Origin of the sequence: Roseburia sp. OM02-15, from assembly GCF_003481835.1 — a bacterium.
In the GTDB taxonomy this organism is placed as follows: Bacteria; Bacillota; Clostridia; order Lachnospirales; family Lachnospiraceae; genus Eubacterium_I; species Eubacterium_I ramulus_A.
This window is the reverse complement of record NZ_QULX01000003.1, coordinates 63,185-77,184: the sequence shown is the minus strand read 5'-3', so window position 1 is coordinate 77,184 and position 14,000 is coordinate 63,185. Positions and strand designations below refer to the sequence as shown.

Sequence of the window (14,000 nt, the reverse complement as noted above, 5' to 3'; positions counted from 1 at the left end):
TGTCTATATATAAACAATTGAAAATAGAACAACAGATTTCTTAATAAGGAGATTTAAAACGTATGGGTGAAGAAGAAAAAAAGAAACAACCAGACGTTGCCAAGGTCGCTTCGACAGGTAAAATAATATATCGTGTTGGTAAAATCTTTGCAACATTACCGTTACCTGCAAAAATAGTAGTGATTGTATTTTTTGCTGTTGTACTTGCAATTATTGTCATTTCATTGATCTTTCAGATTATCTTTACTGATCTTGGCTTTACAGATGCGGACGACTTTGCCACAACGGAATATGCAGTGGAAACGGATAATGTTATTGCTGGACTTCCAACTTTCTTTGTAAAAGAAGAAAATGGACGGACCAGTATTATTAATAGTGGTTCAATAGATGATGCGTTGAACGCAGAAGAGGGAGAAGAGGAAACTCAAATTTCAACTGAGTATGAAAATGTAATAAATAATGTAGAAGAAAATGGGAACACAAAATGTACTGTGGATAGCATATCATCTGCATTACAAAACGAAATTGCTACTGACATACAGAATGATAAAACCGGGAAAGGTATATCTTTAGCCAAAGACAGAGCTGCCAAAGACCGAAGGATTAATCTTTCAGCAGAGCAAAATACATTTCAGAAAGATGTAAATACTGAAGAAGGAAAAAAAGCAGAGGAGTATGCAAATGCAGATGCAAATCGCACATTTTTAAGTTGTTCCATTTCTGATGTCTCCTTTAATACTTCGGATTTGAAGATAGATGATATTAGGATGGAAAACATAGATACTTCAAATGTATCTGCATTGACCAGTCAGTTATCTGGAGATAATGATGTTTTTCGTAGTAATGCTTCACAATCATCTTTTTTGCAGTACCAGAAAAATGTTACCAATGTAAATCTTGCAAGCTCCTTTTGGAGAGGTGGTGCTACTTATGATTCTGCATGGTATGATAGAGAAAGTGATGATCCTTCCAAGAGAATACCGTATATAGATTGCTTTACGATTATTCTACAAAATAAGGGAAGTACAGATATTATTTCCAATATTGAAAATCAGAATTATGATTCCGTAAATGATGTTACAGAGTATTTGAGTAAGCAGGTACAAGATTATAACTGGTTTGCACATAATTATTCGGAAAATATAAATTCTGCCAGAAATATCACTGTTAAAGCACCTGTTAAGGCACCATATTCTTACGATCTTACTATCAATTATAAGGTTACTGTTACATATAAGGTAAAAAAGACCAAAGAAGAGTATGAACTAGATGAGAATGGTAAGAAGAAAAAAGATGAAAAAGGAAACTATATAAAAAAGACGGTAGAGTATGAGGAAAATGAGACAAAAACAGTTGACCGGGAATTGACAAAAACGGTTGCCAATGATAATTTTGAATATATTCCGACTTATGATTATTCTTTGACCGATGTAGATGAAAACTATGATATCATATTAAGTCCACAAATTTTTGAGACAAAATCAGTGACGCAAAACCAGGATTTCCAAAAAGTAGAAGATGAAGCATCCATGCAGAAAGCCGTGGATCTGTTACAGAGTTTGACAGAGGGGGACTATAAGGACTTTGCGTTGGGATTAATTGGCGTTAGTGCAGATAAAGTCAGAGATAAATTTGCAGATATTGCACATTCTTTTAATAAAAAATTTTCGTTCCGGAAGTATATATATTCTAATAATACTTTAGGTGGTGCAGAAGGCGGTGCATTTACCGGTAACGGTGATGAGCAGTCTATATATGTATATTTCAGGCAGCAAGGGTATTCACATGCTGGAGCTTGTGCTATTTTGGGAAACCTTAAGACCGAAAATGATTCTTTTAACCCAAATTCGGGATCTTCACATTATGGTATAGCACAGTGGGATAAAGGCAGACAGGCGAATCTGATCCAATTTTGCAATGATAAAGGCCTTGATTATACAACGCTTGCAGGTCAGTTACAGTTTATCGTTTATGAACTTGGTCAACGTAATTCAGATCTAAATGAATATTTGAAAACAGCCACTGATGCGAAACTGGCAACTCATGAATTTGCAGTTATATACGAGGGGTGTATAGGTGCAACAGGAAGAGAAGATGCTGTTTATGAGGGAACGATGCGCCCAAAAATGGTAGGAAAAACCTATCAGGCGTTAGGTAAGAGGGTACGACTTGCAACGAATTATGCATCCACATTTATACAGTATTCGGAAGATTTTTCTTCTCTGCTTGGTAATGGAGATGTTGTTTCCGTCGCAGTGTCACATGTTGGACAGCACTATGTATGGGGTGGAAATTCATACTGTAGCAACTGGTCAGACCGTGTTGGCATTGATTGTAGCCATTTTGTGCGTAAAGTATTGATTGATGCAGGTGTTTGGAATGAATCTGTTCCTTATAATTCAACGTCTAGCATGATGTCATATATTAATAATGGATATGCAACTTATATTGGCACAAATTATGCTGATGCACAACCGGGAGATATTTTGCTGTTCAGCGGTCATACCGGTATTTATATTGGAAATAATCAGATGTGCCATGCCGGTAGTAAAAGTACAGGTATTAATATAAAAAGCCTATCTGGATATGACAAATCATGCAAAGCTATCTTGAGACCGATTAAACAATAATTTTGATGGAGAAAGGATACGGTATGTACAAATTATTGAAATCAAGAGCAAAAATAGTCTTTTTGATTATGGTTGTTTCTGTTTTTTCACTGTTTATTCCTTACAGTAAGGCATATGCATATGAAATTCCAGAATATGATACGCTCTTAGAGGATGAGATTAAAGAAGCTGTTCAAATAGGAGACTATAAAGCAGGGAATGTTAATTTTCGCTTAGCTGTTCATAAATCATTTTATTCCAACCTTTTTATGACAGCCGGTTTTTATGAAGTCAATAAGCATTATTATGTGGAATATGACTTTACTGATTTTACGGAGGAGTATAAGTATGAAAAACTTATGCCGGTAGGAACGTATCAGCTTGCTTATGTGGAATTTAGTGATCCTGTCATTAATATGACTTATTTATGTGATCCGGAGGAGTTTACCGTTACGGAAGATGGATATCCTGATAATATCTGGATAAATGTTGACTACACACAGACCGAAACAGTAAATATTCAAAATGAAGTTACGGTAAATGATGGAAAAGGATTTTCCGGATTTTTAAATATGACATACTATAATAAAACTGATACAGAATTTACACAGCAGGAAAAAGATGATATGGATCAGGATACGGATTACGTACAGCGTATTCAGATTTTCCATGTATCACAGAATAATCCCTCTAAATTTGAAAATGTATTAACTGCAGGAGATGTATGTATCAGTAATATAAATGTGTATGATGAAGAAAAAAATCCGTTAAATGTTTATTATGATCCAAATTATTTTACATTAGACAGAAGTATGTCATATGATGGTAAGATCAATAAGCAGTTTATTTACGTTTTTAAGGATTCTTCAGAACTTACAGATGAACAGCTTTCGACAATAAAAGCAGATGGATATGTTTTGAAGGAAGCTTCTAAGATGGACACATATTTTGACATGCCTAATGAACAGTTCAATGTATATAAAGGTGAATCTCCATTATTTACTGTATATGATGGAGATATACCGGCAGGTGAACCTGGAAATAAAATTGTTGCTCCGGTAGAGGTTCAAGAGGAAGAATCTTCTGTTGCGGCGCCGGAAGTAACACCACAAAAAACGGTTGCAGCTAAAAAAAGCATTTCCATACCTAATATAGTTCTGGTTATTATAATTGTGATTGCAGTAATATCCGTATCTATTTTAGTGAAAAGAAAAAGAAAATAAATAATCCGGTTGAAAAACTGGTGGTCATTCGATTGAGAAGACCACCAGTTTTTTATTTTTAATAAAGTTTGCCATTTGCAAAAGACGTTGGCTTTTTAGTAACTATTTATAATCAACGAAGAGAGGAGCAACATAAAAATGTCCAAACGATATTTTGTACCTACAAACTTTGCAAAGGACGGATATATATATGGGAACATCAGAATACGAAACCTGATTGAATGTTTATTTGTATTTTTGGTAATTGGAGTTCCGTTTATCAAATTTGTACCATTACCTGTGAGACCAAAGATATATGTTACGGTTATCGTATTAATTCCGCTTTTAATTTTGACTTTTAGAGGAATCAAGGGTTTAAGCTTTACGGAATTTGTTAGGAACCTTATTGAAACTGTGAGAAATCGTAGAGTTTTCAGTACACCTACAAATAAAGATAAAATTGTTCGTGAAAAAAATCTGATTCGGAAAAAACATAAAGAAATCCGGATGCAGGAAAAAGAAGCACGTGCGGCCAGAAGAAACCAAAAGAAACAAGAAGGAGAAGAACAGCGTGGCAAATTTAAGAAGAAAAAATCTGAAGAATGATTCGGACAATAAATTATCTGAAAAATCATTGCATAAAGAGATGGAGAGACTCAGAAAAGAGGCATCTCAAAATAACGTGTATATAGATGAAGATGATGAAAATGCCAATGATCTATCCGGTCTTAGTATGAAGGATAGGCTGGCTATGCTTAAAAACTCTTCTAATAACAAGGATGAAAAAGTAGAGATTGATGTTAGTAATAAAGAGGATGAGGTATTAATGGAAACACCTCTTCCAACAACGCTGGCAATTGATATGATACCTATTAAGAAAATCGTAAAAGGTACTGTTTATACGGAAGATAACAGGTATGTAAAAATCATAGAAATTATGCCATTGAATTTCCTTTTAAAAAGTGATGTTGATCAGGAGTCCATTATAGATGATTTTGAGCAGTTTCTGAGAATTGCACCGGAGAATATGCAGTTTAAATGTATTTCTAAAAGGACTGATTTAACCAGATATATTGAACAGATAGATCGTGATATAGCGGCCGAATCCAGTGAAAGATGTAAAATGCTTTTACAGGATGGTAAAGAATTGTTGCAGGAGCTTGGGAGTACACAATCGGTATCCAGACGTTTTTTCCTGATTTTTGATATGAAAAAACCAGCCGGATCAATGCTGACAGAAGATGAAATTGAGTATGCACTTAACGGGATGAAAGGAACCGCTATTAATTATCTGCGTAAATGTGGAAACACAATTATTGAAATGCGGAATAATACAGATGAAACGGTCCGGATTTTGTTTGACTACTTCAATAGGACGAAAAACAGTACAGCGGATTTTGCAGAACGAGTTCGTGAAGTAAAAATGTACTACAGCTCAAATTATGGTGCCAAAGCCATGAATATGATCCCTATTACGGAATATTTTACACCAAAAACATTAAATATGCTTCACCATGAGTATATCAAAATGGATGATACCTATTATACCTATTTATATGTAACATCAGAAGGATATCCTAGTGAGGTATTTAAAGGATGGTTAGCATTGATTATTAATGCCGGCGAAGGCGTTGATCTGAATGTGTATACCATGAAGCAGAACAGGGAAAAAATGCTTGCAAACATAGGTCGTAGAATCCGTTGGAACACAGCTAAGATTAAAAATCTGAATGCATCCACGACTGATTTTGATGATGTCAGCGATGCAACACAAGCAGGTTATTATCTTAAAAATGGACTGAGTGCTAACAGAAATGATGTATATTATGTTGGTTTATTGATTACAATCACGGCAAATTCCTTAGAAAAAATGAAAGCAACCGCCAACGAGATCAAAAAATATCTGTCTTCTGTAGATATTCAAACACAGGATTGTGATTATGAAATGAAAAATGCGATGGTGAGTGATATGCCGTTAGGTAGAATGAATAATAAATTGTTCAGAAGATCTAAACGTAATATCCTTACAAGTGATTTAGCAGCTTTTTATCCATTCCTTTCCTATGAAATGTTTGATGAAAATGGAATATTTCTTGGCATGAATGAAGATAACTATTCTCCATGTATTACCGATATTTTTAATACGCGAACATATAAAAATGCCAATATCGCTCTTTTGGGAACCACTGGAGCTGGAAAAAGTTATACTCTGCAGCTTATCGCAACCCGTATGAGAAAAAAAGGAATACAGACATTTATTTTGGCACCGGATAAGGGATATGAGTTTAAACGTTCTTGTGATTTTATTGATGGCCAGTATATTCAGATTTCACCTGGAGGATCACATTTTATCAATATTCTGGATATTCGTAAGAAAGATGATGCTGCTACAAAGGCTTTGGATGGAGATGACGTGGTACTGTCTGAATTGGTAATGAAATTGCAGACGGTTCATATTTTCTTTAAGTTACTGATTCCAACAATTTCAGTAGAAGAGGAACAGTTTTTGGATGAAGCACTGATGACTGCATATGCGAAAAAAGGAATCACCCATGATAATGAAAGCCTGATTGATCCAGAAAATCCGGATCAATATAAGGAAATGCCGATTTTATCTGATGTGTATGAAGAATTGCAGACAATGCCAGCAGCAAATCATCTTGTCATGCTTATGAAACGTTATGTAGATGGTTCTGCAACACTGTTTAATGGGCATACGAATGTGAATTTAGATAATTTATTATGTGTGCTTGACTTAACGAATCTTTCTCAGGATGCAGATCTTATGGCAGCAGGTATGTTCCTTGCTTTAGATTTTGTATATTCCAAGGCGAAAGAAAACCGTACCAAGAAAAAATGCATCATTATTGATGAAACATGGGAACTGATCAGTAAAAATGTAAAGGCAGCAGAATATGTACTGGAGATATTTAAGATTATTCGAGGATACGGTGGATCTGCAATTTGTGCAACACAGAACCTGGCTGACTTCTATGCTCTGGAAGATGGTAAATATGGACGAGGCATTATCAATAACTGTAAGACAAAAATTATTCTGAACCTGGAGAAAGAGGAAGCTGATTCTGTCCGGGATGTTTTGGGACTATCAGAGGCAGAATATAAAAAAGTCCTTAAATTTGACAAAGGACATGCACTGCTTTCTTCGAACGGAAATAATATTCCAGTACATTTTAGATCCAGTTGGTTGGAAAATGCCTTGATTACAACAGACCGGGGAGAGTTGGAAGCACTTTATGAGAGTGGATTCTTCCAGAAAATGAATTTGGAGGTTGATAAACGATTATGGAATTAATCAATAGTGATGGGAAAATTGTGAATATTCCTGACGAAACCGGTAGTGATGACAATCTTCATGAAATGCGTGTTATATGTGCTGAATTATCAGAACTGTTTTTGAAAATTGATGTGGCATCGAAAGAACAAATCTGGAAATATTTTGAAGCAGAGCATGATGATCAGATTGTCAGTTTCTGTCTGAAGAAAATGGTAGAAGAAGGAAAACTTTTTGTAAAAGAAAATGAGAAGGTACAGGGAACTTTAGATAACAGGTATTATACGAGTGAACATCTCTATGATCAGGATTATTATAAAGACAGTACCCAGTATCATGAAAAAATGCGTATGTTGGAAAATAACTATTATGCGTTTTGGGTATTTCTTGATTTTAAATCTAAATTTAATGCCCATGATCCTATTATGTTTTCAGACAATGCGTTTACTTTTCTGTGCTTGGCCTTTACAGTAAATGATCAGGTTTTTGAGATTATGAAAATTGATAAGGGAAGTGAAAATAATCTGACAATGCTCAGTGTTACTGAACGGTATGAGACAGAAAAGGAAAGAAAAAATCATTACAGAATAGCTATGATAGATATGAAGCAGCAAATACCGGAGATAGAAGAGTATAATGTCAAAGGTATACGCTTTTATGCTATCTTAAACAAGAAAAATGGCTCTGTACATTATATAAAAAATCAAAATTGTGGAAAGGGTGACAATAATGAAAAATAATTTATTACGAAAGAAGAAAGAACGTCCAATGCTTTCATACTGTTTTGCAAGTCTCTTTTTATCTATGTACAATAATGCTTTGAAAAGAGAAAAAAATCTTATGAAATCCATGTATGATGAAGTGGATATTACAGAAGGCGAAAAGGTTGTTTTATGTGTTCCTAAATCAGAAAAGGACGATTACAGTTGGCGCGTAGTGCCGGAAGATAACACGTTGGAGTCTCAGATTGTAGATAATAAATGTATTATTACTGGTTTACGTAAAACAAATTCACTTGTCGTGTGTGAATGTAAAAATCAGGCATACAAATTTTTTATTAATTGTTACAGTTAATGAGATTGCAGATTTTATGTATTATTTTGTAATTTATATATGTAAACATTATTACTTTTCATTTTCTTTCCTCGGAAGAGGTTTGGCAGGCTTAGAGCCTGCCTTTTTTATTATCTATTTTGAAAGGAGGTATCGGTGTAATGAAGCCGAATGTATTAGTAAGGGATATTACAGAATTATCCCGGTCAGAATGGCTTGCTATGAGAAGAAAGGGAATAGGTGGCTCGGATTGCCCTAAAATTCTTGGATTTTCTAAATTCAGCAGTCCATTAGAAGTGTATTGGGATAAACTGAATATCCCACATGAAAAATATTCTGATGATGATCGCTGGGTGAACAAACGTGTTGGTCAGATTCTTGAAAATGTGGTTATAGAGGTATTTGAGCATCTATATCCGGATTGGAAAGTAATACGGGATCATCGTATGTATCAACACGGTAGTTTACCATGGATGATAGCGGATTTAGATGCAATCGCTATCCATAAGCCGACAGGCAAGCAGTATATCATGGAATGTAAAACATGTAATCAACGTGCTTTACAAGACTGGGGACCTAAAAATAGTATGGTTGTTCCTTTGGACTATGAATTTCAAGGACGGCACTATATGGCTGTTATGAACCAGTTTGACGGTGTATTGTATGCGTGTTTGGCTCTAGGCGGTGATATGCAGTCAGATTTTCGTGTACGTCTGATAATGCGTGATTTAGAAAAGGAAAAGATTCTTGTCAAAGAGGAAATGGATTTTTGGATAAATCATGTAAATAAGCGGATTGATCCATCTCTTTCTCCGTCTGCTGATGTTGCTCGTATCATTCGGAAGATAAAGAATAGATACGGAAAAAACGACGCAGACGTTCCTTTACCTTTAAAATTTCAGAATCAATTAGATGAGATTCTTCAAATTGACGCTGAAATGAAGGAATTAAACAGAAAAAGAGAGAATCTGAAAAAAAGGAAAGAACATTTGCTCTACCCGATTTTAAACTATCTACAGGGTGCCAATGGTTATCTGTCCGATGGTCAAAGCTCATATTTTATTAGTGAAAAAACAAGATCTTCTTCAAGCATTAAATCAGATGATTTGCAAAAAATGATGATAGAAGATCATGATTTATACATGAAGTATGTATCTTATAATGAAAGTGGCTATTGGACTGTCGAAAAAAAGGCAGATAAATGGGATGAAGTTATTTAGATAAAATTGTAAAAAATAATAACAGAGGAAATATAAATTATGAAAAAAATTAAAGAAATGCAGCAGGGTAAGGAATCTATCACTTTATTGTTGAAGGAAATCAATGAGCGTACTACCAAAAAAGGTAGTGCCTTCTTAATACTCACTCTGACAGATGGATGTGATGACATTAACGCCAAAAAATGGGATATGGAAAAGAAGGATTTTCCATATAATGCAGGTACAGTATTAGAGTGTTCTGTAACAGTAGGTACATTTAACGGGCAGCCAGATTATGTTGTAGAAACAATGAGAAATGTTACAGATCTGGTAGATATCGGAGAATTTGTAAAAAAGTGTCCGGGAAATCCAGAATATATGTATACGGATCTGCTGCAGTATGTATTTGCAATGCCAGAATCACTCAAAACACTGGTTTTTGCAATTTTAGAAGACCATAAAGATCAATTTTTGTATTGGTCGGCGGCAAAATCTATGCATCATAATATGCTTGGTGGATTGATTTACCATACATACAGAATGGCTCAGTCAGCAGATGCACTTTGCAAGATTTATTCCAGTGCAAATAAGCATTTTGTCATTGCGGGGTGTATTTTGCATGATATCGGGAAATTACAGGAATTGGCAACGGATCAATTAGGAAATGCAAGTTATACATTAGATGGCAATATGTTCGGGCATCTGATGATGGGAGCAATCTTGGTTCGCGATTATGGAAAAAAATTGCAGACACCAGAACCAGTACTGAAAGAGCTGGAACACATTATTTTGTCGCATCATGGAGAACCGGAATGGGGAGCGGTAGTTAAACCGGCTTCGCTGGAAGCTTTTTTAGTGTCACAGATTGATATGATTGATGCTAGAGTCATGGCTTTTGAAGAGGAGATTACGAAACTGGATGCAGGATTAATCTCTGATTCGCGTAACTTCATGTTGGGTAATATCTTTGTGCATAGATCGCCAGAAGTGGAGTAGTAGTATCAAAAATGAACAATATTAAAAACACCCTCAGATTCAAATTCTGAGGGTGTTTTTATAGGAAAAAGCGATGGCAAGGATTTATTAAGTTACCAATTTTCATCTAATTCTTCATCTAAATAATCGTCTTCTGAAATATTTTCCAATTCATTACAATCAAATTTTTCCAGATCTTTTGTAACCTGTCGTATTGTATTTAAATCAGGGAATTCGATACTGTCCATATTGGTATCTTCATGAATATCCTCATACTGGATAAAATCACTCATTATTTTTTGAATGTTTGGATCACTGGAGTTTTCTGCGTAATTATCCAGAAGAGTGCTGCTTGGTTGAGTATTAGCAGACTCACCATTTAATTTTAGACCACATCCAGGACAATATTTAAAATGTGGCTTTAATGGTTCTCGACATTCTAAACATATTCGGTTGTATTTTTCTTGTTTTGGAACAGAACTATTAGGTGGTGCAGATGCAGTATTTTTTTTCTTAAATAAATTCATTGATTTATGTCTCCCAAAATTTATAATGTTTTATGTTAATATTTACTAAATTAATTATAGAACCTGCAATCTATTTATGAAAATTGTAGATTTTGGAAATATATGATATGCTTTATACAATACGAGGGGGTGTCTTATGATTCAGTCATATTTTTACTTTTGGGGTTACGATATTGAAGATATATTATGTTCCAATCTTAGTTCAGCAATCATTCTTATTTGTTGGAATGCAGTTACACTTTTTGGTTTAATAAGCTGTGGAGTATTCATTTTAAAAAGAACGCGTTTTTCACGGAATATAAAATCTGAATTAAAATATTTTTCATGGCCCTGCGTAGTTTTGGTAATGATTTTTTCGCTACAATTTGTTGTTTTGTGGTAAATTGTGCGTTTATAGTGGAAGAGAGTAATGTATAAATATATCGGTTAAATATCAATTTAACCGATATTTAAACTATTTTGAGAGTTGTATCCTCAAAATGCGCTTTTATTTTGGTCAATAAACAATTTCTTCTATAATAACCAGATGAAACCATCTATTTTCATGTCTTAATATATCTACTCAAAAACTCCGTAGCTGCGATTTGAATTATTGGTTGTCAGATATCCCCCCTATATCCCCTGCATATAGGATTGCTTAGTTCCATTGAATTTTTATAAGATTGCCATACCTATAGATTCTATTATAATGAAATGAATAATTGTTACAGAGCATCTTAAATATTATGTATGAATGTATCTATGTTTCAGATAATGGATTTTAAACGATATTAATGTGATACATTTTATAAATTTGATTGTTGGACACTCTCTACATCTAAACCACAGGATTTACGATATATTGAAAAATATGCTACTGCAGAAAATCGTTTTTGGTAGAAAATATATCGGTTAAAATGTAGTCTTTATACGTGATAATAAACTTTGATATTTAGAAGCCCTTCTTATGCGAAAACTGAGAAATTTTGTTGCAAAAATGATTCTCCGATTCGTATTTATTATGAGGAGGTATATAAAAATGTCGAAGAAATCCTATCAACAGGAAAATCTAAAATTCAAAAACCTTTCCGACAACTTATTGCAAACCATGCCGTTTTATGTCAGAGATTTTTATCTGACATATGAGACTGCTATTTTGCCAAAAACGATGTACGCATATTTATCAGATTTGAATGATTTCCTAAATTATCTGGTAAACAAGGCTCATCTCTCCAACCAGATCCAAAATATTACGCTTGCTGACCTGAATAGCTTAAAGCTCAAGGATTATAACGAGTATTTGCACGATTTGCGTACTAGACAAGATCCGCGTGCAGAGTCCAGAAAAATATCAGCAATAAAAAAGATATTTACATTTTTAAGGGAAACGGAATCAGAATTTAATAATCCGGATTTTTTATCAATTCAATATCCTAAATTACCCAAAAAGGAATCTGTGATTGCTCTCGATCCGGATGAAATTGAAAAGGTAATGGATAATGCTGAAAAAGGTACTACTCTCACGGACAGAGAATTAAAATTTCATAGTAACCTGAAAAACAGAGATGTAGCAATCTTGGCTTTGATGCTTGGAACCGGCATTCGTGTATCAGAATGTGTTGGATTGGATGTAAAAGATGTGGATCTGAATAATCATTCCATCAATGTTTACAGAAAAGGTATGAAAGAGATGAACATATATTTTTCAGATTCCGTTCAATCGGCATTGTATTTGTATTTGTTAGAAAGAAAAGAAATGAAAAATATTAAGCCAGGACATGAAGACGCATTGTTTATCAGTCAGCATCATAAAAGAATAAGTGATGATGCGGTTAGAAATCTTGTCAAAAAGTATACACCGGCATCAATTGTGGGATCAAAGAAAATTTCACCACATAAGCTTAGATCTACTTATGGCCAGAATCTGTATAACAAGGAACATGATTTATACCTTGTCAGTAATGTATTAGGTCATGAAAGTGTTAATACCACAAAATTATATGCTGCTGTTCCAGACGAAAAAAGAAAATATGCTGGAAATATAGAAATTCTTCGTCAAAATACTGAAAATGATCGCAAGAAAGATAGTTAAGAGAATACAGGAGAAATTTATTAAATGGAAAAATGCCTAGATAATAAAATTGCTATCTCTACTGGAGTAGCTATACAAGATGATGAAGTATTTAAGTTAGGCGGTGGATTCATTCCTAAGAGAGATCAATATTATTTTCAAATGAAACAAGGTGATAATATTTTTCTGGTTGGATTCAAAGATTTACTGATATGTTTAAGATTGCTCGAAAAAATGGAAGAAATCCCTAAAATCACGGGAAAATGGTGGTTACAAATGGCCAGCCTTTATGGTGATGATATCCTTATGGTTGAATATGAGGAGACAAATAAATAACAGGAGGAACACATGATAGCTAAAAAAGATGGTATAAAGGAAATGTTAAGTATCATTCATGGTGGATACGTTCAGGAGATGATTACATTGGTAATAGAAAATGAAGACGGTTATAGATATATGCCGGTAGATGGAGTTATTGAAAAAGCCGGTGATTTAGCATATTTTAAAATATCAGAAACATCATATCCACCTGAAATCAAAAATGGTACTGCTACTGCTGAGTTGAGAAACGCAGTATTTTCGGATGTTCAGTTATCGGAATATATGGAAGGTATGAAATATAGTGCATTTTTAGTCAACTATGGAGATTCATATTATATTTTGGCAGAAGGATATATCGATTCGGAACAATCTAATGATGTATTGTTTCAGGATTACTTGGAAAAAACTCAAAAGTACAATGTTAAAAAATTACACAAAAAACTGGAAAATATAAAATATGAAAAGCAATTATTTTCTGATGCTTTAGATTCTGCTGCCAGTTTTACATCTGGTCAGAAAATCAAAAGTAATGGAAAAGAAATGGAGTTAGATCAGGCAATTAAAATGTTAAAAGGATATGGTCTTACTTCGCATGGTGCCAAAAAGATGCTTTCAGATTTACAGAAAAAAGGTGTTAAAGTATCTAATCCAAAGGATTACATGTCTCAGGAGTAATTCGAAAAATTGAACAAGAAAAATTCGTGACATTATGGCACGAATAAAGAAGCGTCAGTTACAACAAATGTTGATTCTGACGCTTCTTTATGTTAAA

12 protein-coding genes are annotated in these 14,000 nt (G+C 34.1%); 11 read left to right on the top strand and 1 reads right to left on the bottom strand.

Annotated features, from left to right (window positions below):
- Window positions 1-62: 62 nt before the first annotated feature.
- From DXB15_RS03825 to DXB15_RS03790, 8 genes are all read left to right on the top strand, one after another.
- The gene (locus DXB15_RS03825) at window positions 63-2,630 is read left to right on the top strand and encodes a phage tail tip lysozyme (RefSeq protein WP_118702103.1); all 2,568 of its coding nucleotides are present in this window, start codon (window positions 63-65) and stop codon (window positions 2,628-2,630) included.
- Between the two features lie 23 nt (window positions 2,631-2,653).
- Window positions 2,654-3,832, top strand: coding sequence for a hypothetical protein (locus DXB15_RS03820; RefSeq protein ID WP_118702102.1), 1,179 nt, complete (start codon window positions 2,654-2,656; stop codon window positions 3,830-3,832).
- Window positions 3,833-3,970: 138 nt separating this feature from the next.
- Complete coding sequence (locus DXB15_RS03815) at window positions 3,971-4,417, top strand: hypothetical protein (protein ID WP_118702101.1); 447 nt, start codon at window positions 3,971-3,973, stop codon at window positions 4,415-4,417.
- A complete protein-coding gene (locus DXB15_RS03810; RefSeq protein ID WP_118702100.1) occupies window positions 4,383-7,124 on the top strand; it encodes a VirB4 family type IV secretion system protein in 2,742 nt (913 codons plus the stop codon). The genes DXB15_RS03815 and DXB15_RS03810 overlap by 35 nt, the downstream gene beginning before the upstream one ends.
- Window positions 7,115-7,843 carry a DUF5697 family protein gene (locus DXB15_RS03805; RefSeq protein ID WP_118702099.1) on the top strand — a complete coding sequence of 243 codons (729 nt, stop codon included), beginning with the start codon at window positions 7,115-7,117 and terminating at the stop codon, window positions 7,841-7,843. Before DXB15_RS03810 ends, DXB15_RS03805 begins: the two co-directional genes overlap by 10 nt.
- On the top strand, window positions 7,833-8,177 hold the full coding sequence (locus tag DXB15_RS03800) for a hypothetical protein (RefSeq protein WP_118702098.1): 345 nt from the start codon (window positions 7,833-7,835) through the stop codon (window positions 8,175-8,177). Before DXB15_RS03805 ends, DXB15_RS03800 begins: the two co-directional genes overlap by 11 nt.
- A 140-nt stretch (window positions 8,178-8,317) precedes the next feature.
- Window positions 8,318-9,376 carry a YqaJ viral recombinase family nuclease gene (locus tag DXB15_RS03795; RefSeq protein ID WP_118702097.1) on the top strand — a complete coding sequence of 353 codons (1,059 nt, stop codon included), beginning with the start codon at window positions 8,318-8,320 and terminating at the stop codon, window positions 9,374-9,376.
- 39 nt (window positions 9,377-9,415) lie between these two features.
- Window positions 9,416-10,351 (top strand): 3'-5' exoribonuclease YhaM family protein, encoded by a 936-nt coding sequence (locus DXB15_RS03790; RefSeq protein ID WP_118702096.1) that lies wholly within the window; start codon window positions 9,416-9,418, stop codon window positions 10,349-10,351.
- A gap of 92 nt (window positions 10,352-10,443) precedes the next feature.
- On the opposite strand, the gene DXB15_RS03785 is transcribed toward DXB15_RS03790, so the two are convergent.
- The gene (locus DXB15_RS03785) at window positions 10,444-10,857 is read right to left on the bottom strand and encodes a hypothetical protein (protein ID WP_118702095.1); all 414 of its coding nucleotides are present in this window, start codon (window positions 10,855-10,857) and stop codon (window positions 10,444-10,446) included.
- 1,018 nt (window positions 10,858-11,875) lie between these two features.
- On the opposite strand from DXB15_RS03785, the gene DXB15_RS03780 reads away from it, so the two are divergent.
- Genes DXB15_RS03780 through DXB15_RS03770 form a run of 3 tightly spaced genes read left to right on the top strand, consistent with a single transcriptional unit; the run spans window position 11,876 to window position 13,903 of the window.
- Window positions 11,876-12,928, top strand: coding sequence for a tyrosine-type recombinase/integrase (locus DXB15_RS03780; RefSeq protein ID WP_158582186.1), 1,053 nt, complete (start codon window positions 11,876-11,878; stop codon window positions 12,926-12,928).
- A 24-nt stretch (window positions 12,929-12,952) separates the two neighbouring features.
- Window positions 12,953-13,243: a hypothetical protein gene (locus DXB15_RS03775; RefSeq protein ID WP_118702093.1), complete on the top strand. Its 291-nt coding sequence runs from the start codon at window positions 12,953-12,955 to the stop codon at window positions 13,241-13,243.
- 12 nt (window positions 13,244-13,255) lie between these two features.
- Complete coding sequence (locus DXB15_RS03770; RefSeq protein WP_118702092.1) at window positions 13,256-13,903, top strand: hypothetical protein; 648 nt, start codon at window positions 13,256-13,258, stop codon at window positions 13,901-13,903.
- Window positions 13,904-14,000 lie beyond the last annotated feature (97 nt).

Bases quoted from the DNA above. Each gene is read 5' to 3' on its own strand.
- DXB15_RS03820 (WP_118702102.1), top strand. From the start codon at position 2,654: ATGTACAAATTATTGAAATCAAGAGCAAAAATAGTCTTTTTGATTATG.
- DXB15_RS03825 (WP_118702103.1), top strand. From the start codon at position 63: ATGGGTGAAGAAGAAAAAAAGAAACAACCAGACGTTGCCAAGGTCGCT.
- DXB15_RS03770 (WP_118702092.1), top strand. From the start codon at position 13,256: ATGATAGCTAAAAAAGATGGTATAAAGGAAATGTTAAGTATCATTCAT.
- DXB15_RS03790 (WP_118702096.1), top strand. From the start codon at position 9,416: ATGAAAAAAATTAAAGAAATGCAGCAGGGTAAGGAATCTATCACTTTA.
- DXB15_RS03795 (WP_118702097.1), top strand. From the start codon at position 8,318: ATGAAGCCGAATGTATTAGTAAGGGATATTACAGAATTATCCCGGTCA.
- DXB15_RS03785 (WP_118702095.1), bottom strand. From the start codon at position 10,857: ATGAATTTATTTAAGAAAAAAAATACTGCATCTGCACCACCTAATAGT.
- DXB15_RS03775 (WP_118702093.1), top strand. From the start codon at position 12,953: ATGGAAAAATGCCTAGATAATAAAATTGCTATCTCTACTGGAGTAGCT.
- DXB15_RS03780 (WP_158582186.1), top strand. From the start codon at position 11,876: ATGTCGAAGAAATCCTATCAACAGGAAAATCTAAAATTCAAAAACCTT.
- DXB15_RS03815 (WP_118702101.1), top strand. From the start codon at position 3,971: ATGTCCAAACGATATTTTGTACCTACAAACTTTGCAAAGGACGGATAT.
- DXB15_RS03800 (WP_118702098.1), top strand. From the start codon at position 7,833: ATGAAAAATAATTTATTACGAAAGAAGAAAGAACGTCCAATGCTTTCA.
- DXB15_RS03805 (WP_118702099.1), top strand. From the start codon at position 7,115: ATGGAATTAATCAATAGTGATGGGAAAATTGTGAATATTCCTGACGAA.